At 73.3% G+C, this 21,817-nt stretch carries 24 protein-coding genes; 18 read left to right on the forward strand and 6 right to left on the reverse strand.

Annotated features, from left to right (window positions below; genetic code table 11):
• Positions 1–54 precede the first annotated feature (54 nt).
• From IN07_RS07415 to IN07_RS07450, 8 genes are all read left to right on the forward strand, one after another.
• A complete protein-coding gene (locus IN07_RS07415; protein WP_036334787.1) occupies positions 55–267 on the forward strand; it encodes a Flp family type IVb pilin in 213 nt (70 codons plus the stop codon).
• Positions 268–388: 121 nt separating this feature from the next.
• The gene (locus IN07_RS07420; RefSeq protein ID WP_036334788.1) at positions 389–793 is read left to right on the forward strand and encodes a TadE/TadG family type IV pilus assembly protein; all 405 of its coding nucleotides are present in this window, start codon (positions 389–391) and stop codon (positions 791–793) included.
• A complete protein-coding gene (locus tag IN07_RS07425) occupies positions 781–1,755 on the forward strand; it encodes a pilus assembly protein TadG-related protein (RefSeq protein ID WP_052091001.1) in 975 nt (324 codons plus the stop codon). The genes IN07_RS07420 and IN07_RS07425 overlap by 13 nt, the downstream gene beginning before the upstream one ends.
• Positions 1,756–1,763: 8 nt before the next feature.
• The gene (gene cpaB, locus IN07_RS07430) at positions 1,764–2,504 is read left to right on the forward strand and encodes a Flp pilus assembly protein CpaB (RefSeq protein ID WP_036334789.1); all 741 of its coding nucleotides are present in this window, start codon (positions 1,764–1,766) and stop codon (positions 2,502–2,504) included.
• On the forward strand, positions 2,501–3,691 hold the full coding sequence (locus tag IN07_RS07435) for an AAA family ATPase (protein ID WP_036334790.1): 1,191 nt from the start codon (positions 2,501–2,503) through the stop codon (positions 3,689–3,691). The genes cpaB and IN07_RS07435 overlap by 4 nt, the downstream gene beginning before the upstream one ends.
• Entirely contained in the window at positions 3,691–5,103 is a 1,413-nt protein-coding gene (locus IN07_RS07440) for a CpaF family protein (protein ID WP_036334791.1), read from the forward strand. The genes IN07_RS07435 and IN07_RS07440 overlap by 1 nt, the downstream gene beginning before the upstream one ends.
• A complete protein-coding gene (locus IN07_RS07445) occupies positions 5,103–6,044 on the forward strand; it encodes a type II secretion system F family protein (protein ID WP_036334792.1) in 942 nt (313 codons plus the stop codon). The genes IN07_RS07440 and IN07_RS07445 overlap by 1 nt, the downstream gene beginning before the upstream one ends.
• Positions 6,045–6,046: 2 nt before the next feature.
• On the forward strand, positions 6,047–6,937 hold the full coding sequence (locus tag IN07_RS07450) for a type II secretion system F family protein (protein WP_036334793.1): 891 nt from the start codon (positions 6,047–6,049) through the stop codon (positions 6,935–6,937).
• A gap of 53 nt (positions 6,938–6,990) precedes the next feature.
• On the opposite strand, the gene IN07_RS07455 is transcribed toward IN07_RS07450, so the two are convergent.
• Entirely contained in the window at positions 6,991–7,335 is a 345-nt protein-coding gene (locus IN07_RS07455) for a hypothetical protein (RefSeq protein WP_036334794.1), read from the reverse strand.
• 177 nt (positions 7,336–7,512) lie between these two features.
• Here IN07_RS07455 and IN07_RS07460 point away from each other — a divergent pair, with 177 nt between their 5' ends.
• Genes IN07_RS07460 through IN07_RS07470 form a run of 3 tightly spaced genes read left to right on the forward strand, consistent with a single transcriptional unit; the run spans position 7,513 to position 9,250 of the window.
• Positions 7,513–8,640, forward strand: a complete 1,128-nt coding sequence (locus IN07_RS07460; protein ID WP_036334795.1) for a baeRF2 domain-containing protein — start codon at positions 7,513–7,515, stop codon at positions 8,638–8,640.
• 59 nt (positions 8,641–8,699) lie between these two features.
• Complete coding sequence (locus tag IN07_RS07465) at positions 8,700–8,957, forward strand: DUF2795 domain-containing protein (RefSeq protein WP_036334796.1); 258 nt, start codon at positions 8,700–8,702, stop codon at positions 8,955–8,957.
• 50 nt (positions 8,958–9,007) lie between these two features.
• Positions 9,008–9,250 carry a hypothetical protein gene (locus IN07_RS07470; protein ID WP_231558040.1) on the forward strand — a complete coding sequence of 81 codons (243 nt, stop codon included), beginning with the start codon at positions 9,008–9,010 and terminating at the stop codon, positions 9,248–9,250.
• 12 nt (positions 9,251–9,262) lie between these two features.
• On the opposite strand, the gene IN07_RS07475 is transcribed toward IN07_RS07470, so the two are convergent.
• Positions 9,263–10,288 (reverse strand): LacI family DNA-binding transcriptional regulator, encoded by a 1,026-nt coding sequence (locus tag IN07_RS07475; RefSeq protein ID WP_036334798.1) that lies wholly within the window; start codon positions 10,286–10,288, stop codon positions 9,263–9,265.
• 181 nt (positions 10,289–10,469) lie between these two features.
• On the opposite strand from IN07_RS07475, the gene IN07_RS07480 reads away from it, so the two are divergent.
• The 3 genes from IN07_RS07480 to IN07_RS07490 all read left to right on the forward strand — a co-directional run bounded on the left by IN07_RS07480 (position 10,470) and on the right by IN07_RS07490 (position 13,008).
• Positions 10,470–11,654: an endo-1,4-beta-xylanase gene (locus IN07_RS07480; RefSeq protein WP_036334799.1), complete on the forward strand. Its 1,185-nt coding sequence runs from the start codon at positions 10,470–10,472 to the stop codon at positions 11,652–11,654.
• A 103-nt stretch (positions 11,655–11,757) separates the two neighbouring features.
• Positions 11,758–12,180: a ChaB family protein gene (locus IN07_RS07485; protein WP_036334800.1), complete on the forward strand. Its 423-nt coding sequence runs from the start codon at positions 11,758–11,760 to the stop codon at positions 12,178–12,180.
• A gap of 18 nt (positions 12,181–12,198) precedes the next feature.
• On the forward strand, positions 12,199–13,008 hold the full coding sequence (locus IN07_RS07490) for a potassium channel family protein (RefSeq protein ID WP_064972381.1): 810 nt from the start codon (positions 12,199–12,201) through the stop codon (positions 13,006–13,008).
• On the opposite strand, the gene IN07_RS07495 is transcribed toward IN07_RS07490, so the two are convergent.
• Both IN07_RS07495 and IN07_RS23855 read right to left on the reverse strand, forming a co-directional pair.
• Positions 12,941–14,263: a M24 family metallopeptidase gene (locus tag IN07_RS07495; protein ID WP_052091002.1), complete on the reverse strand. Its 1,323-nt coding sequence runs from the start codon at positions 14,261–14,263 to the stop codon at positions 12,941–12,943. The genes IN07_RS07490 and IN07_RS07495 overlap by 68 nt on opposite strands.
• 60 nt (positions 14,264–14,323) lie before the next feature.
• Complete coding sequence (locus IN07_RS23855; RefSeq protein ID WP_081975266.1) at positions 14,324–15,487, reverse strand: GGDEF domain-containing protein; 1,164 nt, start codon at positions 15,485–15,487, stop codon at positions 14,324–14,326.
• A 190-nt stretch (positions 15,488–15,677) separates the two neighbouring features.
• Here IN07_RS23855 and IN07_RS07505 point away from each other — a divergent pair, with 190 nt between their 5' ends.
• Complete coding sequence (locus tag IN07_RS07505) at positions 15,678–15,866, forward strand: hypothetical protein (protein ID WP_036334802.1); 189 nt, start codon at positions 15,678–15,680, stop codon at positions 15,864–15,866.
• Between the two features lie 88 nt (positions 15,867–15,954).
• The gene (gene npdG / locus IN07_RS07510; RefSeq protein WP_036334803.1) at positions 15,955–16,650 is read left to right on the forward strand and encodes an NADPH-dependent F420 reductase; all 696 of its coding nucleotides are present in this window, start codon (positions 15,955–15,957) and stop codon (positions 16,648–16,650) included.
• A 128-nt stretch (positions 16,651–16,778) separates the two neighbouring features.
• On the opposite strand, the gene panB is transcribed toward npdG, so the two are convergent.
• Both panB and IN07_RS07520 read right to left on the reverse strand, forming a co-directional pair.
• A complete protein-coding gene (gene panB, locus IN07_RS07515) occupies positions 16,779–17,609 on the reverse strand; it encodes a 3-methyl-2-oxobutanoate hydroxymethyltransferase (RefSeq protein ID WP_036334804.1) in 831 nt (276 codons plus the stop codon).
• Positions 17,606–19,459, reverse strand: a complete 1,854-nt coding sequence (locus tag IN07_RS07520) for an NAD+ synthase (RefSeq protein ID WP_052091003.1) — start codon at positions 19,457–19,459, stop codon at positions 17,606–17,608. Before IN07_RS07520 ends, panB begins: the two co-directional genes overlap by 4 nt.
• Before the next feature lie 176 nt (positions 19,460–19,635).
• Here IN07_RS07520 and IN07_RS07525 point away from each other — a divergent pair, with 176 nt between their 5' ends.
• Together IN07_RS07525 and IN07_RS07530 are read left to right on the forward strand one after the other, a co-directional pair.
• Entirely contained in the window at positions 19,636–20,985 is a 1,350-nt protein-coding gene (locus IN07_RS07525; protein WP_231558041.1) for a glutamine synthetase family protein, read from the forward strand.
• A gap of 98 nt (positions 20,986–21,083) precedes the next feature.
• Complete coding sequence (locus IN07_RS07530) at positions 21,084–21,815, forward strand: type 1 glutamine amidotransferase (RefSeq protein ID WP_036334806.1); 732 nt, start codon at positions 21,084–21,086, stop codon at positions 21,813–21,815.
• Positions 21,816–21,817 lie beyond the last annotated feature (2 nt).

The raw sequence follows: 21,817 nt of genomic DNA on the forward strand, positions 1-21,817 counted from the left end.
GAGGACGGGTCAGCCGACCCGCTCCAGTCGGCACGACCACCAGAGGAGCACCTCGTGACCCAGCTCTACACGACCCTGTTCACGCTCGCCTCCGTCGCCTCCGACCGGCTCAAGAAGGAGGAGAAGGGCGCCACCGCCGTCGAGTACGGCCTGATGGTCGGTCTGATCGCCGTCGTGATCATCGTCGCCGTCACCGCCCTCGGCGGTCAGCTGAACACCCTCTTCACCAGCATCACCACGGAGCTCGGCGGGACCGTCACCCCCTGACGTCCGCGCGCGTCCGAGTCCAGTAGCGGCTGCCCGGCGCGGCGGCCTCCTCCGGGGGGCCGCCGCGCCGCTGCACACGCAGGGGACAGCTGCACCAGCCCGGACAACGAGGAGGTGGGACATGGTCGGACGCCGACTGCGCGACGAGCGCGGGGCGAGCGCGGTGGAGTTCGCGATGATCGTCCCGCTGCTCATCGCGCTCGTCCTCGGCATCGCCGAGTTCGGGCACGCCTTCTCGGTGCAGGGGACGCTGTCCGCGGCTGCTCGTGAAGGTGCCCGGGCGATGGCCCTGCAGAATGACCAGGCCGCCGCCCGCACCGCCGTCCGCGGTGCAGCCGCCACGCTGGACCCGGACATCACCGACGCGCAGATCACGATCACGCCCGCGTCGTGCCCGCTCCTCGGTGGCATCGGCAGCAGCACGTACGTGAGCGTGACCATCAGCTACCCCAAGCCCTACCTGACCGGGTTCTTCGGGTCGGGTCTGAGCCTGAGCGCCAAGGGGGTCATGCGGTGCAACGGCTGATCTCCCGGGTCACCTCCCGGACGGCGCGCCGGCTCGGCGACGAGCACGGGGCCGCCGCCGTCGTGCTGTCGCTGCTGATGGTCCCGATGCTCGGCTTCGCCGCGATCGCGGTCGACGTCGGTGCGCTCTACGCCGAGCGGGCCCGGCTCCAGGTCGCGGCCGACGCGGCCGCGTTCGCCGTCGCCCAGGACTGCGCCCGCGGCGCCTGCGGGGACATGGTCGCCACCGCATCCGCCCTGGTCGAGGCCAACGACGGCGACGCCAGTGCCGCCCCGCCGGTGCTGTCGAGCGACCCGCTCAGTGTCAGCGTCACCGGCAGCACCCCGGTGCAGCACTGGTTCGCGCCGGTGATCGGGCACGACGCCACGGGGGTGACCGCCTCGGCCACCGTCGGCTGGGGCAGCCCGGACGCCGGCACGGCGGTGCTGCCGCTGACCTTCTCGTGGTGTGAGTTCGAGCGGCAGACCCACGGCGGTCTGCCGTCGGCGACCACCGTGCACACGATCACCTTGACCAAGGGGACCGCGGACGCGATGTCCTGCACCGGCCCCTCGGGCAACTTCGTCCCGGGCGGGTTCGGGTACCTGGACACCGAAACGGGCACGTGCAGCGTGGCGAGCGCCGTCGAACAGCGCTCGTACTCCTCGACGGGCAACACCCCGCCCTCGTCGTGCTCCGCGGCGGACGTGACGCAGTGGATCGACCGGATCGTGCTCCTGCCGATCTTCGACGAGTACGACGGCACGGGGAACAACGCGTGGTACCGGGTCTACGGCTACGCGGCGTTCCGGCTCACCGGCTTCCACTTCGGCGGCCAGTTCTCCACCAGCCCGAAGCCGTGCTCCGGGAACGACCGGTGCGTGAGCGGCTACTTCACCCGCTTCGTCGACCTCTCCGAGGCCTTCAGCTACAGCTCCGACGCGCCCGCGCTCGGCACCAACATCCTCCGACTCATCCGATAGGGGCTCCTGTGAGACGCCGACTGCTGGCCGCCTTCGCGGCCCTGGTCCTCGCCGTCGTCGGCACGGTGGTCCTGGTGGCCTACGTGCGCGGCGCCGACACCCGTGCCCTTGCCGGTGTCCAGACCGTCGAGGTGCTGGTCGTGGACCAGCTCGTCCCCGCAGGGACGGCGGCTCCCGAGCTGGCCGCCCTGGTCCGGCAGGAGCAGGTGCCGGCCAAGGCCGCGGTGGCGGGCCGGGTCACCGACCTCGCCGACCTGGTCGGCCAGGTGGCCACCGTGGACCTGCAGCCGGGGGAGCAGGTGCTCGCCGCCCGCTTCGCCCGCCCGGACCAGCTGCAGGTCCCGGGCACGGTCGCTGTCCCGGCCGGCGCGCAGGAGGTCAGCGTGCTGCTCGAGCCCCAGCGCGCCGTGGGCGGCCGGCTCGCCGCCGGTGACACGGTCGGGGTCTTCGTGTCCGTGGGTGACCCGCCCAGCACGCACGTGATCCTGCACCGCGTGCTGGTCACCCAGGTGCAGGGCGCCCCGGCGCCGGTCGGGGAGGCAGCCGACGTCGAGACCGCGTCCGCCGGGTCCGCGGCGCCGGCGGCCAGCCTGATGGTCACCCTGGCGGTCACCGCCGAGCAGGCCGAGGGCGTCGTCTTCGGCGCCGAGCACGGCACGCTGTGGCTCTCCCTGGAACCCGACGGCGCCGACATCGACGGCACCGAGGTCATCACCCCGGGCAACGTGTACGGAAAGGACTGGTCATGAGCCGCGTCGTGCTCGCCGCGTCCGACGACGAGCTGGCCCGGCGGGTCTCCGCCGCCGCCGACGGCGACGTCCACGTGCTGCCGGCCGGCCGGCTGCCCGGCGACCCGGCACGCCTGTTCGAGCAGCTCACCGACGGCGAGCTGCCGGAGGTGCTGATGATCGGCCCGGGGGCGCCGGCTCCCGACGTGCTCGCGCTGGCTGCCCGGATGGACGCGCAGTGCCCCGGGATCAGCGTGGTGCTCGTCACCCGGCCGGAGCCCGAGCTGTGGCAGGCCGCCATGCGGGCCGGCATCCGCGACCTGCTGGACCCCGGCGCCGACGTCGGGGAGATCCGGGCGGCCATCGAGCGGGCCGCGCAGGCCGCGGCCGGCCGGCGGCGTGCGCTGCGCCCGGCCGACGACACCAGCCGCTACACGGGCCGGGTGATCACCGTCGCCTCCCCGAAGGGCGGGGTGGGCAAGACGACGGTTGCGACCAACCTGGCCATCGGGCTGACCGCCTCCGCGCCGCAGTCCACGGTGCTGGTCGACCTGGACGTGCAGTTCGGCGATGTCGCCTCGGCGCTGGGGCTGGTGCCCGAGCACACGCTGCCCGACGCCGTGCACGGCCCGGCGAGCCAGGACACCATGGTGCTCAAGACCTTCCTGACCGGGCACCCCAGCGGGCTGTACGCGGTGTGCGGCTCGGACTCCCCGGCGGCCGGTGACACCGTCTCCGCCGCGGACGTCACCGCGCTGCTCACCTCGCTGGCCCGCGAGTTCCGCTACGTCGTGGTCGACACCGCCCCGGGTCTGTCCGAACAGACGCTCGCCGCCCTGGACCGGGCCACCGACGTCGTGATGCTCAGCAGCATGGACGTGCCCGGGGTGCGCGGCCTGCGCAAGGAGCTCGACGTCCTCCGCGAGCTCTGCATGATCCCGGCCGGCCGGCACGTGGTGATGAACTTCGCCGACCCGAAGGGTGGGCTGTCGGTGCGCGACGTGGAGACCACGATCGGCACCGGCGTGGACGTCGTCCTCCCGCGGTCGTCGGCCGTGCCGGCGTCGACCAACCAGGGGGTGCCCCTGCTGCAGAGCGGCGGCCGGGACCCGATGACCAAGGAGCTGCGCCGACTGGTGGCCCGGTTCGCCGCCACGCCCCTGGTCAGCCCCGGCCGTGTCCGCGCCCGGCACCGGGCGGCGTCCTGATGAACCTCGCCTCCCGCCTGGACGCCGCCCGTGGCGTCGCCGTCGCGCCGGTACCGGTCGCGCCGGTCGCGCCGGTGACGACCGCGCCCGCCGCCGGCTTCACGGGTCCGCCCGTCCCCGACGCCCTGAGCCGGCTCAAGGACCGGGTCGGCAAGGCGCTGTTCGAGCGCATGGGCAGCCGGATGAACGACCCGAGCCTGAGCGAGGACCAGCTCCGCGCCATCGTGCTCGGCGAGCTCGACGAGGTGGTGGAGGAGGAGAGCGTCCCGCTCAGCAGCGACGAGCGGCAGCGGCTCACCGCCGAGCTGGCCGACGACGTCCTGGGTTACGGCCCGCTGCAGCGGCTGCTCGACGACCCCGCGGTCACCGAGATCATGGTGAACGGCCCGGACTCCATCTACGTCGAGCAGCACGGCCGGCTCAGCCGGACCGCGTCGCGCTTCACCTCCGAGGAGCACCTGCGCCGGGTCATCGACCGGATCGTCTCCCGGGTGGGACGGCGGATCGACGAGTCCTCGCCGCTGGTCGACGCACGCCTGGCCGACGGCTCCCGGGTCAACGCCGTCATCCCGCCGCTGGCCTTCAGCGGCTCCACGCTCACGATCCGCAAGTTCTCCAAGGACCCGTTCACCGTCGACGACCTGATCGCCTTCGGCACCCTGTCACCGGAGATGGCCGAGCTGCTCGACGCCTGCGTGGCGGCGCGGCTCAACGTGATCGTCTCCGGTGGCACCGGCACCGGGAAGACGACGCTGCTCAACGTGCTGTCCTCGTTCATCCCCGAGGGCGAACGGATCGTCACCATCGAGGACGCCGTCGAGCTGCAGCTGCAACAGGACCACGTGGTCCGCCTGGAGTCCCGACCGCCCAACATCGAGGGCAAGGGCGCGATCACCATCCGCGACCTGGTGCGCAACTCACTCCGCATGCGACCCGATCGCATCGTGGTGGGGGAGTGCCGCGGTGGTGAGTCGCTGGACATGCTGCAGGCGATGAACACCGGCCACGACGGCTCGCTGTCCACCGTCCACGCCAACACCCCGCGCGACGCGATCGCCCGGCTGGAGACGCTCGTGCTGATGGCCGGGATGGACCTGCCGCTGCGGGCGATCCGCGAGCAGATCGCCTCCGCCGTCGACGTCGTCGTGCAGATCACCCGGTTGCGTGACGGCAGCCGGCGGGTCACCCACGTCACCGAGGTGCAGGGCATGGAGGGGGAGACGGTCACCCTGCAGGACGCCTTCCTCTTCGACTACTCCGCGGGCGTCGACGCACACGGGAAGTTCCTCGGCAAGCCGGTGCCCACCGGGGTCCGCCCGCGGTTCACCGACAAGTTCGACGACCTCGGGATCACGCTCTCCCCGCGGGTCTTCGGCGCTCCGGAGGTCCCCCGCCAGCGGAGCTGGTCCTGATGGCCTCGGCGTTCCTCGTCCTGGGCGTGTCGGCTGTGCTGGCCGCGCTGCTCCTGACGGCTCTCGTCGTCCTGCCCGCGGGCCCCGCCCAGGTCCCGCTCAGCCGGCTGGACCCGGCCACCGCGCCGCCGTCCTCCGCGCTCGCCGGTGCCGGGGCGGCCGCCGGTGCGGCGGTGGGCAGGGTGCTGGAGAGGCGGGGCCGGGCGGCCTCGGGCACCGCCGCGCTGGAGCGGGCAGGGATCGCGACGGCGCTGCCGGACTTCGTCCTGCTGGTCGGCGTGGCCACGCTCGGCCTGGGTGCCACCGGGGCGCTGCTGGGCGGGCCGGTGCTCGGCGTCCTCGCCGCCCTTGCCGGGCCACTGGGTGTCAGGCTGCTGCTGAAGGTCAGGGCCGCACGACGGCGGGCCGCGTTCGCCGACCAGCTCGACGACTCCCTGCAGCTGATGGCCAGCAGCCTGCGGGCCGGGCACAGCCTGCTCCGGTCGGTCGACTCGGTGTCCCACGAGGCCGAGGCGCCGACGTCGGAGGAGTTCGCCCGGATCGTCAACGAGACCCGGGTGGGACGCGACCTCAGCGACGCCCTGGACGAGGTGGCCGCGCGGATGGGCAGCGACGACTTCGTCTGGGTCGCGCAGGCCATCGCCATCCACCGGGAAGTGGGCGGGAACCTCGCGGAGGTGCTGGACGCGGTCGGCCACACCATCCGGGAGCGCAACGCGATCCGCCGTCAGGTGAAGGCGCTGTCCGCGGAAGGGAAGCTGTCGGCGACCGTGCTGATGGCGTTGCCGTTCGGCATCGTCGCCTTCCTCTCGGTGACCAACCCGGCCTACCTGGCCAAGTTCACCCAGAGCCTCGCCGGCTACGCCATGCTCGCGGTGGCCGCGGTGATGATGGCCGTCGGCGGCTTCTGGCTCAAGAAGACCGTGGCGATCCGGTTCTGATGATGGACCTGCCCCTCGTCGTGCTGACGGCCGCCGTCGCGTTGGCCCTCGCGCTGCCGGTGCTCGGCTGGGCCACCCTCAGCCGACCCGCGCCGGCCGCTGTCCAGGCACGGGAGAACCTCACCCGCGGTCTGGACCTGGGCTCTGCCTCCGCGGCCCGGTCCGGGTCCCGGGCGGGCGCCGGCCTGGTCCGGGCGCTGACGCCGCGCGGCACCGTCGCCCGGCTCAACCGGCTGGCCGGCACCGCCGGCCGCCCGGCGGCCTGGCCGCTGCCCCGGCTCATCGCGGCGAAGCTGGTGCTCGCCGTCGTTGCTGCGGGCCTGGGGCTCGTGGTCGTCTCCGGTCGCCCTGGTCTCCTGCCCGGCCTCCTCGCCGTGGCGGTGACCGGCGTGGCCTACTTCGTGCCGGAGCTGCTGCTGTACAGCCGCGGGCAGGAGCGGCAGCAGGCCATCAGCCTGGAGCTGGCCGACACGCTGGACCAGATGACCATCGCCGTGGAGGCGGGGCTGGGCTTCGAGTCGGCGATGGCCCGGGCCGGGAAGAACGGCACCGGCCCGCTCGCCGAGGAGCTGGTGCGCACCCTCCAGGACATCGCGGTCGGCCAGCCCCGCCGGGAGGCCTACCTCGCTCTCGCCGAGCGCACCGCCGTCCCGGACCTGCGCCGGTTCATCCGCGCGGTGGTCCAGGCCGACCAGTACGGGGTCTCGATCGCCGACGTGCTGCGGACCCAGGCCCAGGAGATGCGCCTCAAGCGCCGCCAGCGGGCCGAGGAGAAGGCCATGCAGATCCCGGTCAAGGTGATCTTCCCGCTGATCCTCTGCATCTTGCCGACCCTGTTCATCGTCCTGCTCGGGCCGGCCGTCATGGACATCGTGGCGGCCTTCAGCGACTGAGCCGGCCGCCGTCCGGAGAGCCCGGCGGCCGGCCCGTCACTGATAGCGGCCGGTCAGCCCGTGGAGCGGGGCTGGGCGGGGTTCGTCGGGTCGCCCTGGGACGGCGGGTTGATCTTCGGGCCGGTGGTCGCCTCGGAGACCTGCGAGCCACCCGAGGGCGCGGGAGCGTGCTCGGGCTGGGCGGCGGCGGGGTCTCCACCGGAGGGCTGGGCGCCGGCCTCGAGGTCGGCCAGTCGGTGCTTCATCGCCTGCACCACCTGCACCCGGTTGGCGTGGGCCTGCTCATAGGTGAGCAGGGTCCGCAGGTCGTCGACGGCCAGGGTGCGAATGCGGGAGGTGAGGCTCCCCACCGGCAGATGGTCGTAGTCGGGCAGCGGGAGGGTGTCGTGCTCGGGCATCCCAGCTCCTTCCGGTTGCGGGAACGTGTCCCGGACCGCCTACCCGGACCGGGCCCGCTGACACACCCGGGTGTGAGACGACCGGACCGGTGGGTAGGCCGCGACGACGCACCGCTCGGGGCCGAGTCTCCGGCCCCGTCCGTTTCCATCGACCACATCGAAGGAGCCACCCGTCCCATGGACGTGACCTTCCTGGAACAGGTGTTCAGCGCGCCGGGCCCGTACGCCACGATCTGCGCCGATGTCACCCACACCACCGAGAACGCCGACGCCGAGGTCGAACTGCGAGTCCGCGCGGTCTGCGAGGAGCTGGCCGCCGGCGGCGCACCCGAGGGGGTGGTCGAGTCGGTGCGCAGTCAGCTGCTGCAGGCCAACGACGGTGGTGAGATCGCCACCCTGCGCGGCCGCGCCCTGATCGTGGCCGCCGACGGCTCCGTGGTGCTGGACGAGGCGCTGGCCGACGTCCCGCGCGACCCGGTCGCCCGCTGGTCGCCCCACCCGGACCTGCTGCCGGTGTTGCGCCAGCTGGCCGGCCGGGTGCCGCACGTGGTCGTCGTCGCCGACCGGGTCGGCGCCGACCTCTCGGTGGCCACCACGCCCGGGCGCCCCACGGACGAGGAGACCGTCGAGGGCGACACCTTCCACATGCGCAAGGTCAAGGTCGGCGGGTGGGCGCACAACACCTACATGCACACCGCGGAGAACCAGTGGGAGGAGAACGCCGGTCAGGTGGCCGACCACCTCCACCGGCTGGTCACCGGGAGCGGCGCCCAGTTCGTCCTGGTCGCCGGGGACGTCCGGGCCCGTCAGCTGATCGCCGACAAGGCCAGCAAGGAGGTCGGCGACATCCTGATCTCGATGGAGGAGGGCGGCCGCGCCGCCGGGGCGGACCGCGCGCCGATCGAGCGCCGGGCGCTGGAGCTCGTCGCCGAGTACGAGGGGCACGGGCAGGCGGGAGCGGTGGAGCAGGTCCAGGCGGCCTCTGCCCACGGACTGGCCGTCACCGGCACCGCGTCGGTCGTCGAGGCTCTGCGCAAGGCCCAGGTCGAGACCCTGGTGCTCGCCGACCAGGCCGACGACGAGCAGCTGCTCGTCGGCACCGATCCGTTGCAGATCGGCGTGGACGAGGCGGACATGACCGCCGTGGGGGTCTCCGACGCCCAGCGCGTCCCGGTCGACCAGGCGCTGCTGCGCGCCGCCGTCGGCAGCGATGCGGCGGTCGTCGTCGTACGGCGGTCGGCGATGCCCGACGGCGTCTCGGTGGCCGCCGTCCTGCGCTACACCGACGCCTCCACCCCCAGCTGACCCACGGGTCACCCCCACCCCCAGGCCGCGCCGCGGCCGATCGAGACGAGGAGCACCCCATGACCGACCCCCGCCAGCCCGCCACTTCCCCCGGCACCGACCCGGCCGACATCGAGCACCGGGCCGCGATCGCCGAGGCGCTGGGCAAGGAGGTGTGGCCGGCCGACAAGGCCACCCTGGTCGCCAAGGCCCAGGAGTCGAACGCCCAGGACCGCGTGCTCGCCGACCTGAACCGGCTGCCGGCCGGCACCGAGTTCACCAACGTCCAGGAGGTCGCTGAGGCCCTCGGGATCCACACCGAGCAACAGCGCTTCTGATCAGCAGGCGTCGGCTCGGGGGACGTGGGTAGGGCAGCACCATGCCCTCCATGAAGGACCCGTCCCCCGAGGCGATCGCCAACGTCACCGAGCACAACGTCGAGACCCGGGCGCAGTTGCTGCCCGAGGAGCAGTCCGTCGAGGGTGACACCGACCCCACCAACGACGGCCTGGACCCCAAAGTGCAGGCCGCGGTCATCCTCGCCGAGTCGGAGGAGCGCACCGTGCACGCCGACCCCGACGACGCGCAGGGCGGGCACCGGCAGTCCGCCGAGACCGCCGACCTGCCCTAGGCAGGGCGCCGCTCAGCCCACGGAGCGGGGCGGGGCGGTGCTCTCCCGGACGACGAGCCGCGTCGACAGCTCCAGCCGGGGGGTCTCCAGGTGCTCGCCCCGCACCAACCGCAGGACGGTGCGGGCGGCGAGCGACCCCATCTCCGACAGCGGCTGGTGCACCGTGGTCAGCGGCGGGGAGGACCACTGGGCCACGGGCAGGTCGTCGAAGCCGATCACGCTGACGTCCTCGGGCACCCGCAGCCCCGCGCGACGGACCGCCTCGAACACCCCGAAGGCCATCTGGTCGTTCGCGGCCACGATGGCGGTGGGCGGCTCGGGCAGCTGCAGCAGCTCGGTCGCCGCACGGAAACCCGCCTCGTGGCTGAAGTCGCCGACATGGTGCAGCTCGGGATCGACGGTGAGACCGGCCGCCTCCAACGCGGCACGGTGACCGTCCTGGCGGGCCCGGCTGGACAGGAGGGTGGGCGTGCCGGCCACGACGCCGATCCGGCGGTGGCCCAGGCCGATCAGGTGCTCGGTGGCGGTGAGGCCGCCGGCCCAGTTGGTCGCACCGATCGTCGGCACGTCCAGTTCCGGGACCCCGGCCGGGTCGATCACCACGGCCGGCACGTGCAGCCGGCGCAGCTCCGCGTGTAGCGACGGGTCGACGTCGCTGGTCACCAGGATCGCGCCGTCGCTGTTCCGCCCGGCGAGGTTGTCCAGCCACGAGCGGGTGTCGCTGGCCCGCCGGTGGATCGCGGTGACGACGGTGCCCACCCCCTCGGCGTGGGCGGCGTCCTCGACGCCCCGGATGATCTCGACCGCCCAGGGGCTGTCGAGGTCGTTGAAGACGAGGTCGATCAGTCGGGCGGCGTTGGGGGGCCGACTCCCGCGGCGCCGGTAGCCGTGGTCGCGCAGCAGTCGCTCGACCCGCTCCCGGGTGTGCGGGGCGACGTCCGAGCGGCCGTTGAGGACGCGCGAGACGGTGGGTACGGACACCCCTGCCTCGGCCGCGATGGCCGCGATGGTGACCGTGCGCGTCTGGGTGTCGGACACCGACCCCTCCTCCTCGTGGACGGGCCCACCCTACGGCCAGGGGGCGTGCCCACCAGCCCCGGCCGGGTGACACCAGGACACGCCGGGCACCTGTTGTCAGGACGGTCGGTGGTTCGTAATGTGCCGCGCAGCACTTCCGGAAACTACCGACATGGCAACGATGCCGACGAGAGGTTGCGCCATGCGCTCCCAGCGGTCCCTGTCCCGAACGTTCGTCCGTTGCGCGGTGGGGGTGGGCATGCTGCCCGTCCTCCTCGGCGCCACCCTCGCCCCGGCAGCGGCCGGGGAGCGTGGTCGGGTTCCCGACCATGCCGTGGAACAACGCGTCCACAAGGCCCTCGACCGGCTCGGCCTGCGCGACGTGGCGCCGCGCGACCTGGAGATCGGCACCGCCGTCGCCGGGGGTGGGCACCACCTCGAGCAGGACTACCCCGACCCGTTCACCTACGACCAGACCTACCGCAAGGCCCTGGCGCGCGAGTTCAGCTCCCTCTCGCCGGAGAACCAGATGAAGTGGGAGTTCATCCACCCGGAGCAGGGCGAGTACAACTTCGCCCCCATGGACGCGATCGTCGAGTTCGCCCAGCGCCACGGGCAGGAGGTGCGGGGCCACACCCTGCTGTGGCACAGCCAGAACCCGGCGTGGCTGACGGAGGGCGACTTCACCCCGGACGAGCTGCGCGCGATCCTCAAGGACCACATCCAGACCGTGGTCGGCCGCTACGCCGGCAAGATCGAGCAGTGGGACGTCGCCAACGAGATCTTCACCGACGGGCCGAACCCGACTCTCCGCCCGGAGAACATCTGGATCAGCGCGCTCGGCCCGGGCATCATCGCCGACGCCTTCCGCTGGGCGCACGAGGCCGACCCGACGGCGAAGCTGTTCCTCAACGACTACGCGGTCGACGACATCGGGCCCAAGAGCGACGCCTACTACGCCCTCTCCCAGGAGCTCCTGGCCCAGGGCGTGCCGCTGCACGGCTTCGCCACCCAGGCGCACCTGAGCTTCGGGTACCCGTTCCCGGCGACGCTCGAGCTGAACCTGCAGCGCTTCGACGACCTCGGCCTGGAGACGGCGATCACCGAGCTCGACGTCCGCATGCCCCTCGGGGAGAACGGCCGGCCCACCCAGCAGCAGCTGGAGCAGCAGGCCGACTGGTACCGCTGGGCGCTGGAGGCCTGCCTCGGCGTCGAGGACTGCAACTCCTTCACCATTTGGGGCTTCAACGACAAGTACTCCTGGGTGCCGGTTTTCTTCGAGGGCACCGGCGCGGCCAACGTGATGTTCGAGGACTACACCCGCAAGCCCGCCTACTGGGCGCTGGCCGTGACCCTCGCCAAGGCCCGCTGGCTGGGCGTGCGGTGACCGACGGGATCGCCTGACCCCGGTGGGGAGCCCGGTGACTGGCCGGGCTCCCCACCGGGTAGCCGTTCGAGGCCGACCGTCCCGACGACCGAGGAGAACGGCCATGCCGAAGACCACGAAGAGCGGCGACGCGAAGCAGGACGAGATCCCCAGCACCCTGCAGCGCTCGGACGAGAAGGCGCAGCGGACCTTCGCCAAGGCGCACGACTCCGCCGCCGACTCCTACGGCGACGAGCAGCGGGCCAACCAGGTCGCCTGGAGCGCGGTGAAGCACACGCACGAGAAGGTGGGCGACCACTGGGAACCCAAGGACCACAAGGGGCCGAGTGATCCCCAGGCCGAGGGCGGCCGGGACACCGACCGGGAGACCAAGGGCGGCGTGGACGCGAACGCCTCCAAGTCCCACCTCTACGACGTCGCCAAGGAGCTGGACGTGGAGGGCCGGTCGACGATGGACAAGGACGAACTGGTCGACGCCATCCAGAAGGCCAACGACGAGAAGACCGCCGAGGCGCGCGAGAAGTGACCCGGCGACACTGACCGGGTGCACCGGGAGGAGATGCGGGCCCGCTACGAGCGGGCCAGCCAGTGGCCGTTGGTCGTCGTGGCCGTGCTGTTCGTCGTGGCCTACGCCTGGCGGGTGCTGCAGCCCGGCTTCCCGGGCTGGGTGCAGACGGTCCTGCTGGTGGTGACCGTCGGGGTGTGGCCGGTGTTCCTGGCCGACTACGTCATCCGGCTGGCGCTGGCCGAGCACCGGTGGCGGTTCGTCCGGCAGAACTGGCTCGACGGCCTGGCCGTGCTCCTGCCGCTGCTGCGCCCGCTGCGGATCATCAGCCTCGTCCGGGTCGCCCGGGTGCTCGACCGCAAGCTCACCGTCTCGCTGCACGGACGGGTCGCCTACTACGTCACCTCGATCTCCGCTCTCGTCGTCTTCATGGCCTCACTGGCCGTGTACGACGCCGAGCGGGACGCCCCCGACGCCGTCATCACCGACTACGGGGACGCCGTCTGGTGGGGGCTGACCACGATCACCACCGTCGGCTACGGCGACGAGTACCCGGTCACCGGCGAGGGGCGGCTGGTGGCGGCCCTGCTGATGGTCGGCGGCATCGCCCTGCTCGGTGTGGTCACCGCCGCGGTCGCCTCCTGGTTCGTCGGCCGGGTCGCCGACGCCGCCCATGCCCAGGACGAGGCGGACGACGCCGTGTTGCGTGCGCAGCTGGCCGACCTGACCGAGGAGGTCCGCCGGCTGCGCAGCGACCTCGCCGGGCAGCCCCTCGGCGAGCTCACGCCGACGGGATCAGGATCAGCTCGGTCTGCCGCTGGTCCAGGTACTCCACGCCTGCAGCCGTGAGCGCGATGCCCTGCTCCAGCGCCATCCGCACCAGCTGACCGCCCCACTCCGCGACCGGCACCCGCACACACAGCTCCAGGGCGTAGACGGTGTCCGGGTGCACCGGCGCCGAGCCCGCGCCGGGGACGCCGTCCTGCTGGTCCCACATCCCGATGGCCGGGCCGGCGCCGTGACCGTGCACCCCGACCGGGTGGGAGTAGACGTCGCCGTCGATGCCCGCCGCAGCTGCGGCGGCGCGGGCGGCGGCGAGCACCTCGTCGCCGGTCCGGCCCGGCTGCAGTGCTGCGGTCGTCAGGTCCTGCATCCGGTTGCCGACGCCCAGCGCCGCGACCAGCCCGGCCGGGGCGGCGCCCTCCCCGGGGCGGAGCACGTAGGCGTTGCGCTGGGTGTCGGTCATCAGGCCCAGGCTGGAGAGCCCGACGTCGCAGTGCACCAGGTCACCGGGTTCGATGACCGCGTCGTAGCGGACGCCGGGCAGCACGGTGCCGCGCTCGTCGGCGAGCGGGCTGCCGGCCCGCTGCAGCCCCACGGTGGGCTGGAACCAGGCGTCCACCCCGAGGTCGGCGAAGCGCTGGCGGATCCACCAGGCGACGTCGAGCGCCGTCGTCTCGCCCACGGTGATGACGGCCGGTGAGAACGCCTCGTCGATGACCTCGTGGGCCAGCCGGTTCAGGGCGTGCAGGGCGGCGATCTCCTCGGGCAGCCGGGTCTCCAGCCAGCCCACCGCGAGCTGCTCGGCCGAGACCAGCTCCTCCGCGTGCGGGCCCAGTGCCTGCACCAGCAGGTCGTGCTCGGTGTGGGCCAGGCCGTCGGCGTGGGCGAAGGTGGCCGAGACGTCCACGCCGATCGTGCGCGGCGCAGCCTGGTCCACGAAGCGGCGGACGGCGGTCCACTGCGACTCCTCCGCCGTCAGCCCCGGCTGCTCGTCGGCGTCCCAGGAGCTGAGGAACTGACCGACCGGGTACCGGGAGACCGCCGCGGCCGTGACGCCGTCGTCGCTGCGGTGGAACAGCAGGATGGTGCGCCGCCGGGCCGACAGCCAGGTCGCCGGCAGCAGGGTCGGGAGCACCGGGTCCTCGTTGTACTCGCGTCCGATGACCACCCACAGGTCGATCTCCGCGCGGTCCATCAGCCCAGGGAGCACGTCGAGCAGACGCTGGGTCAGCCAGCGGTCCCGGACGTCGGCCTGCTCGCGCAGCGACAGCGGCACGGTGCGGGTGGGGTCCGGGACTCCCGGCTCTGCGGTCGCGATCATGCTGGCAGGAAAGCAGACCGCCGACCGGGCCGCCCGGGGACGGTGGGTCGCCGCTCCCGCTCAGGCCATCCCGCCGCCGCCCGGACCACGCCGTGAGCCACCGGCGACCGGGGGGCGGGGGGCGAGCAGGCTGCCGGCCACGACCACCCGGTCCCGACCGCCCTGCTTCGCCTCGTACATGGCGGCGTCGGCGCGGTCGACCAGCCGCCACAGCGCGTCGGTGGGGTCCTCGCCGTCGACCGGGCCGGCCAGCGCGACCCCGATCGAGGCGGTCACCCCCCGCTGCCGTCCGCACTCGCTGTCCACGACGGCCAACCGGAGTCGCTGCGCCAGCCGCCAGGCCACGTCGGGGTCGGACACCAGCCCGAGCACGACGAGCTCCTCCCCGCCGGTGCGCGCCAACATGTCGGCCGGGCGCACGCTGGCGGCCAGGGCGTCGGACACCTCGCGGAGGACGGCGTCGCCGACAGCGTGGCCGTAGGTGTCGTTGAGCCGCTTGAAGTGGTCCAGGTCCAGGACCAGGGCCGCCACCCGCTGGCCGTCGCGCCGGGCCTGCCGCCAGATCCGTGGCGCCTGGTCGACCAGGGACCGCCGGTTCGCCAGGCCGGTCAGCGGGTCGGTGGAGGACAGCGCCTGGGTCGCCGTCAGCAGGCGCTGCACCCGCCGGCGCAGCACGAAGACCCCGAAGGTGGCGGCGTTGAGCAGCCCGGCGCTGGCCGTCACGGCGACGACGAGCCCGGCGGTGCCCGGGTAGCTGTCGGCCAGGGCGAGCCAGCAGGCCACGACGACGGCGACCATGTGCACCGCGAGCGCACGGATGCCGAGGAACCAGGCGGCGACGAGGCAGGTGAACAGCAGCATCAGGGGAGGGGCGTAGCGCAGCGGGTCGCCGGTCGCCCAGGCGAACACCACGTAGACCAGGTCGCCGAACAGCACGAGGGCGACGGTCGCGGCCTCACCGGCGCGCCGGTGCACCCCGAGGGCAGCGGCGAGCAGGAGGCAGGCGCCCAGCGTGACGGCGTAGACCGGACGGCTGGCGCCCTCGCGTACAGCTCCGTCGATGAAGAGGTTGATCGAGCCCAGGACCGCGCTCACCGCGAGCAGCACCGCCAGCGCCCCGGCGACCAGGGCGCTCTCCGGCCCCCGACCGGGGCGCAGGGGATCGAGCGCCGCACGGGTCGACTCCCCGTCGCGCCGTGTGCTGGGCGTGTGGCCCCCCGTCATGGGCAGGAGCATGCCGCAGGTGAGGGCTCAGCAGAACGGGATGGGGCGTGTCATTTCCGGAACCGGTTCTGTTGCCAGGCGCAACGGCCGGGCCCACGGCGAGGACGACCAGCGGATGCGAGGCTGGACGTCACGAGCCGGAGACCACCAGCTGGACACGACGAGCCGGACACCACGAGAGGAGCCGACGATGGCGCAGGGACCGTGGTTCTACTGCCTGAAGCACCACGCCGTCGAGACGCGGGACGGCTGTGCCGAGCGGCACCGCCTGGGCCCGTACGACGACCGTGCGGAGGCCGAGGCCGCCCTGGAGAAGGTCGCCGAGCGGAACGAGGCGGCCGACGCCGCCGACCGCGCCTGGGAGGAGGGCCGGGGCTGAGCCGACCCGCGCGGCCGGGTGCGGTCGCGCGGGGCATGATCGTCGGCAGGGGGCGTCCGTGAGGGCGCCCGGAGGATCAGGAGGAGTCGTGACGGACGGACGCGCGATGGAGGACCTCGTCGTCGGCGTGCTCGGGGGCACGGGGCCGCAGGGGCGGGGCCTGGCGGTGCGGCTGGCCGCGGCCGGGCAGCGGGTGCTGCTGGGATCCCGGGACGCCGCACGCGCCGAGGAGGTCGCCGGCGAGGTGGCCACCCGGGCCGATGCAGCCGCCGGCGGCGTCGGGGTGTCGGTCCGGGGTGGCTCCAACGACGACGTGGCCGGTGCTGCGGACCTGGTGATCGTCGCCGTCCCGTACGCCGGGCACGCCGACACCCTCGCCGAGCTGGCGACCCCGCTGGCAGGGAAGGTCGTCGTCGACTGCGTCGTCCCGATGGGCTGGGACGAGCTGGGCGCCTACGTGCTGGACGTTGCCGAGGGCAGTGTGTGCCAGCAGGCCGCCGCCCTGCTGCCGGACAGCTCCGTCGTCGGCGCCTTCCACCACCTCTCGGCCGTGACGCTGGAGGACCTCTCCCAGCCGACGCTCGAGGGCGACGTGATGGTGGTCGGCGACGTCCGGGAGGCCACCGACCTGGTGCAGGCCCTCGCCGGCCGGCTGCCGGGGATGCGCGGGGTCTACGCCGGCCGGCTGCGCAACGCCCGCCAGGTCGAGGCGCTGACGATCAACCTGGTGTCGGTCAACCGCCGCTACAAGGCCCACGCCGGCGTCCGCATCACCGACGTGTAGTCGCGCTCTTGCGGCCGGGAGGCCGCTGTCCGGGCTCGGCGCGGGGCCGGAGGCTCCCGCCGGGCCCGGACCAAGCGGCTCAGTGGCAGCCGGGACGGCTCCTGGCCGCGATGCGGCCCGGGGGGTCGCTATTCAAAAGAGTGCTCCGGCCCCGGGAAGGAGCCCTCGCGGACCTCTGCCGCGTACTCCTGGGCGGCCCGGAGCAGCTCGCCGCGCAGGTCGGCGTACTTCTTCACGAACTTCGGCACCCGCCCCGAGGTCATCCCGGCCATGTCCGGCCAGACGAGCACCTGGGCGTCGCAGTCGGGCCCGGCACCGATCCCGATCGTCGGGATGGACAGCTCCTTGGTGACCTGCCCGGCGACCTCGGCCGGCACCATCTCCATGACGACGGCGAACGCGCCGGCGTCCTGCACCGCGTGCGCGTCGGCGAGCAGCTGCTCGGCCCCGGCGCCACGGCCCTGCACCCGGAAACCGCCCAGGGCGTGCTCGCTCTGCGGGGTGAAGCCGATGTGCGCCATCACCGGGATGCCGGCCTCGGTGAGCAGCCGGATCTGCGGCGCCACCCGGACGCCGCCCTCCAACTTGACCGCCTGCGCCCCGCCCTCCTTCATCAACCGCACCGCGGTGTCGAAGGCCTGCTGCGGGCCGGACTCGTAGCTGCCGAACGGCAGGTCGGCGACGATCAGCGAGCGCTTCGTGGAGCGGGTGACCGCCTTGGTCATCAGCAGCAGGTCCTCCACCGTCACCGGCACGGTCGAGGTGTGCCCGAGGACGACGTTGCCCGCGGAGTCACCGACCAGCAGCACCGGGATGCCGGCCTCCTCGAACACCGCGGCCGCATAGGTGTCGTAGGCGGTGAGCATCGCCCACTTCTCGCCGCGCTCCTTGGCCTGCTGCAGGTGGTGGACGCGCACCCGGGCGGTGGCGGTGCCGCCGTAGAGGGGGGACTCGGTCATCGGGCCGCTCCTTCGCGGACGCTGGGCAGGCTCTCCCGCCAGCGGTTGGTGATGGGCAGCCGGCGGTCCCGGCCGAACGCCTTGAGCGAGATCTTGGTGCCCGGCGCGGACTGGCGGCGCTTGAACTCGGCCAGGTCGACCAGCCGCAGCACCCGGGCCACCACCTCGGGGTCGTGGCCGCGCTCGAGCAGCTGAGCCAGCCCCAGGTCACGGTCGACGTAGTCGGCGATGACGGCGTCGAGCTCCTCGTAGGAGGGGAGCGAGTCGCTGTCCTGCTGCCCGGGGGCCAGCTCGGCCGACGGTGGCTTGTCGATGGAGTTCTGCGGGATCGGCTCCACCTGGCCGCGATCCCGGGCGTGCGCGTTGCGCCACCGCGCGAGGTCCCAGACGAGGGTCTTGAGCACGTCCTTGATCGGGGCGAAGCCACCGGCGGCGTCGCCGTAGAGCGTGGAGTAACCGACGGCCACCTCGCTCTTGTTGCTCGTGGCCAGCAGCAGGTGGCCGTGCTGGTTGGACAGCCCCATCAGCAGCGTCCCGCGCACCCGGGCCTGGACGTTCTCCGCGGCGACGCCGGACAGCTCAACCGCCTCCTCGAACGCCGTCACGACCGGGGCGATCGGGACGACGGAGTAGTGCATGCCCAGGCGCTCCGCCGAGTCCGCGGCGTCGGCCAGGGAGTGCTCGCTGGACCACCGCGAGGGCAGCCCGACGCCGAACACCCGGTCGGCGCCCAGGGCGTCGACGGCCAGCGCGGCCACCACCGCCGAGTCGATGCCGCCGGACATGCCGAGCACCACGGAGGGCATGCCGTTCTTGTCGATGAAGTCGCGCAGCCCCAGCACCAGGGCCCGCCAGACCTCCTCGCAGTCGCTCAGCGGCTCGGCCACCGTGCCCGGCTGCGCCGGGTAGGCGGCCACCGGCTGCTCGGACACCAGGTGCCGGGTGACGGTCATCGGGCCGATCCGGCCCTGCCGTCGGTCCGGCACGGCCGCCGGGTCCACCGCCAGGTCGACGGTGAGCAGGTGCTCGACGAACTGCGGGGCGCGGGCGAGCAACTCGCCGGCGGCGGAGACGGCCAGCGAGTCGCCGTCGAAGACCAGCTCGTCCTGGCCGCCCACCTGGTTGCAGTAGACGATCGGGGCGTTCGCCTCCGCGGCGCGACGCTGGACCAGCGGCAACCGCAGGTCGTCCTTGGCGCGCTCGTAGGGGGAGGCGTTGGGGGAGACGACGAGGTCGACGCCGGCCTGCCCGGCCACCCCGCACGGGCCGCCCTCCACCCAGAGGTCCTCGCAGACGGTCAGCGCGACGTCGACGCCGTGCAGCCGCACGATCGGCAGCTCGGTGCCGGGCACGAAGTAGCGGGCCTCGTCGAAGACGCCGTAGTTGGGCAGGTGGCGCTTGTGGTAGCGGGCCACGACCTCCCCGCCGTGCAGCAGGGCGGCGGCGTTGCGCGGGGCGCCCCGGCGGGGGTTGGCGTCGCCGGGGGCGTCGTCCGCGTCGGTCGGGATCGCGTCCACCGGGGCGGGGCCGGCTCCCTCGGTGTGCGCCAGGTAGCCGACGACGACGGCGGTGCCGCCCAGGCCCTGCTCGGCCAGCGTGCCCGCCAGCTCGACCAGCGTCTGCTCGCTGGCCCGGGCGAAGGACTCCCGGAGCACCAGGTCCTCGGCCGGGTAGCCGGTCAGCGTCATCTCCGGGAACACCACGAGGTGGGCATCGCGGCCGGCGGCCCGCTGGGTCCACTCGACGACCAGCTCCGCGTTGCCCGCGAGGTCGCCGACCCGGGTGTCGACCTGGGCCAGGGCCACCCGCAACTGCCGCGCCGACTCCGCCGTCCGCTGCTGATCACTCACACCGGAGAGTGTGGTCGCCGCCCCACCCGGTCGCCCAGGTGGGGACTCCCCGGGCGGGTGTGGTTCACGCCACATGAGCGGCGGCGTGCGACCGGTCCGGGGTGCCTGTTCCGCCCGGCCCCTCCGAGGGGGCAGGCTGGGACCACGTAACACCGTTGTCACGACTGGAGTGGAGCATGGCGAGCATGGACCGCCAGCAGGAGTTCGTCCTGCGCACCCTGGAGGAGCGCGACATCCGCTTCGTGCGGCTGTGGTTCACCGACGTCTCCGGCTACCTGAAGGCCGTCGCGGTGGCCCCGGCCGAGATCGAGGCCGCGTTCGCGGAGGGCATCGGCTTCGACGGCTCGGCGATCGAGGGCTTCGCCCGGGTCTACGAGTCCGACATGCTGGCCAAGCCCGACCCGGCCACGTTCCAGGTCATGCCGGGCTCCCGTGGGCAGGCGAGCGAGACCGCGCGGATGTTCTGCGACATCACGCTGCCCGATGGTTCACCGGCCTGGGCAGACCCGCGGCACGTGCTGCGGCGGGCGCTGGGCAAGGCCGCCGACATGGGGTTCACCTTCTACACCCACCCCGAGATCGAGTTCTTCCTGCTCAAGGACCTGCCCAGCGACGGCACGCCCCCCGAGCCGGCCGACGTCGGGGGCTACTTCGACCTCTCCACGCACAACGTGGCCCACGACTTCCGCCGGGAGGCGGTCTTCGCGCTGGAGGCGATGGGCATCTCGGTGGAGTTCAGCCACCACGAGGTCGCCCCGGGCCAGCAGGAGATCGACCTGCGCTACGCCGACGCACTGTCGATGGCCGACAACATCATGACGCTGCGGCACGTCGTCCGGGAGGTGGCGCTGGCCCAGGGCGTGCACGCGACGTTCATGCCCAAGCCCTTCACCGAGCTGGCCGGCTCGGCGATGCACACCCACCTGTCGCTGTTCGAGGGCGACCGCAACGCCTTCCACGACCCGGCGGACCCGATGCGGCTGTCGACCACCGGCAAGCAGTTCATCGCCGGGCTGCTCACCCACGCCCGGGAGATGACCGCGGTCACCAACCAGACGGTCAACTCCTACCGGCGGCTGCTGGCCGGCACCGAGGCGCCCACCGCGGCGACCTGGGGCCGGGCCAACCGGTCGGCGCTGGTGCGGCTGCCCTCCTACAAGCCGAACAAGGGCAACTCCGCCCGGGTCGAGGTCCGCTCGCCGGACTCCGCGTGCAACCCCTACCTCACCTTCGCGGTGCTGCTGGCCGCCGGCCTGCGCGGCATCGAGAAGGGCTACGAGCTGCCGCCCGAGGCCGAGGACGACGTCTGGTCGCTGACCGACACGGAGCGGCGGGCGGCCGGGTACGAGGACCTGCCGGTCTCCCTCGGCGAGGCGCTCACCGCGATGCAGGGCAGCGAGCTCGTCGCCGAGACCCTCGGGGAGCACGTCTTCGACTTCTTCCTGCGGAACAAGTGGGAGGAGTTCAACTCCTACCGCCAGAACGTCACCCCCTTCGAGCTGAAGCGCTACCTCCCCGGCCTGTAGAAGGACCCCCTCGCCCCCCAGGCCTCGCCAGCTCGGCCCGGAGCCCTGCGAGGGGGCCGTTCCAGTCCAGACCCGACGCCGCTCACTACGCTGCGAACATGGCCCGTCTGCTCGTCGTCGTCCCCTCCGACACCGACCCGCCGACCCGGCTGGGGGAGTGGTTGCGCGACGCCGGGCTGGAGCTGGACGAGCGGCGGCTGTCCGGCGGTGAGCCGTTGCCGGCGGACCTGACCGAGGTCGACGGGCTGCTGGTGATGGGCGGCCCGCAGTCCTCGCTGGACGACGAGCAGACCTCACCCGAGCTGGTCGGCGTGCGGCACCTGCTCGGCCAGGCGGTCGCGGCCGACATCCCGACCCTGGCGATCTGCCTGGGCGCCCAGCTGCTGGCCCAGGTCGGTGGCGGCAGCACCCGGGTCGGCGCCGACGGCCCGGAGGTGGGGGCCACGCTGGTGGCCAAGCGGGACTCCGCCGACGCCGACCCGCTGTTCGCGCCGCTGCCGCTGTCGCCGGACGTGCTCCAGTGGCACCACGACGAGATCGACCGGCTGCCCGCCGGCGCGACCCTGCTGGCCAGCAACCCGCGGTACCAGCACCAGGCCTACCGGGTCGGTGAGCACGTCTACGGCCTGCAGTTCCACATCGAGACCGACCCGGCGCTGGTGCGGCAGTGGGCCGACGGCGACGCGGTCGGGGTGGCCAGCAGCGGCCTGGACGTCGAGACGATCTGTGCCCGCGCGACCGCCGTGCACCCGGACCTCGCCGAGGTCTGGGCGCCCTTCGCGGCCCGGTTCGCCGACCTGGTGCGCGCTCGCGCCACCGCCAGGGGCTGACG

This window comes from Modestobacter caceresii (assembly GCF_000761485.1).
Classification (GTDB): Bacteria; Actinomycetota; Actinomycetes; order Mycobacteriales; family Geodermatophilaceae; genus Modestobacter; species Modestobacter caceresii.

What these genes read in the sequence shown, in the direction of transcription:
- IN07_RS07420 (WP_036334788.1), top strand. Translation starts at nt 389, where the DNA reads ATGGTCGGACGCCGACTGCGCGACGAGCGCGGGGCGAGCGCGGTGGAG.
- IN07_RS07435 (WP_036334790.1), top strand. Translation starts at nt 2,501, where the DNA reads ATGAGCCGCGTCGTGCTCGCCGCGTCCGACGACGAGCTGGCCCGGCGG.
- IN07_RS07440 (WP_036334791.1), top strand. Translation starts at nt 3,691, where the DNA reads ATGAACCTCGCCTCCCGCCTGGACGCCGCCCGTGGCGTCGCCGTCGCG.
- IN07_RS07445 (WP_036334792.1), top strand. Translation starts at nt 5,103, where the DNA reads ATGGCCTCGGCGTTCCTCGTCCTGGGCGTGTCGGCTGTGCTGGCCGCG.
- IN07_RS07450 (WP_036334793.1), top strand. Translation starts at nt 6,047, where the DNA reads ATGGACCTGCCCCTCGTCGTGCTGACGGCCGCCGTCGCGTTGGCCCTC.
- IN07_RS07455 (WP_036334794.1), bottom strand. Translation starts at nt 7,335, where the DNA reads ATGCCCGAGCACGACACCCTCCCGCTGCCCGACTACGACCATCTGCCG.
- IN07_RS07460 (WP_036334795.1), top strand. Translation starts at nt 7,513, where the DNA reads ATGGACGTGACCTTCCTGGAACAGGTGTTCAGCGCGCCGGGCCCGTAC.
- IN07_RS07465 (WP_036334796.1), top strand. Translation starts at nt 8,700, where the DNA reads ATGACCGACCCCCGCCAGCCCGCCACTTCCCCCGGCACCGACCCGGCC.
- IN07_RS07470 (WP_231558040.1), top strand. Translation starts at nt 9,008, where the DNA reads ATGAAGGACCCGTCCCCCGAGGCGATCGCCAACGTCACCGAGCACAAC.
- IN07_RS07480 (WP_036334799.1), top strand. Translation starts at nt 10,470, where the DNA reads ATGCGCTCCCAGCGGTCCCTGTCCCGAACGTTCGTCCGTTGCGCGGTG.
- IN07_RS07485 (WP_036334800.1), top strand. Translation starts at nt 11,758, where the DNA reads ATGCCGAAGACCACGAAGAGCGGCGACGCGAAGCAGGACGAGATCCCC.
- IN07_RS07495 (WP_052091002.1), bottom strand. Translation starts at nt 14,263, where the DNA reads ATGATCGCGACCGCAGAGCCGGGAGTCCCGGACCCCACCCGCACCGTG.
- IN07_RS23855 (WP_081975266.1), bottom strand. Translation starts at nt 15,487, where the DNA reads ATGACGGGGGGCCACACGCCCAGCACACGGCGCGACGGGGAGTCGACC.
- IN07_RS07505 (WP_036334802.1), top strand. Translation starts at nt 15,678, where the DNA reads ATGGCGCAGGGACCGTGGTTCTACTGCCTGAAGCACCACGCCGTCGAG.
- panB (WP_036334804.1), bottom strand. Translation starts at nt 17,609, where the DNA reads ATGACCGAGTCCCCCCTCTACGGCGGCACCGCCACCGCCCGGGTGCGC.
- IN07_RS07525 (WP_231558041.1), top strand. Translation starts at nt 19,636, where the DNA reads ATGGCGAGCATGGACCGCCAGCAGGAGTTCGTCCTGCGCACCCTGGAG.
- IN07_RS07530 (WP_036334806.1), top strand. Translation starts at nt 21,084, where the DNA reads ATGGCCCGTCTGCTCGTCGTCGTCCCCTCCGACACCGACCCGCCGACC.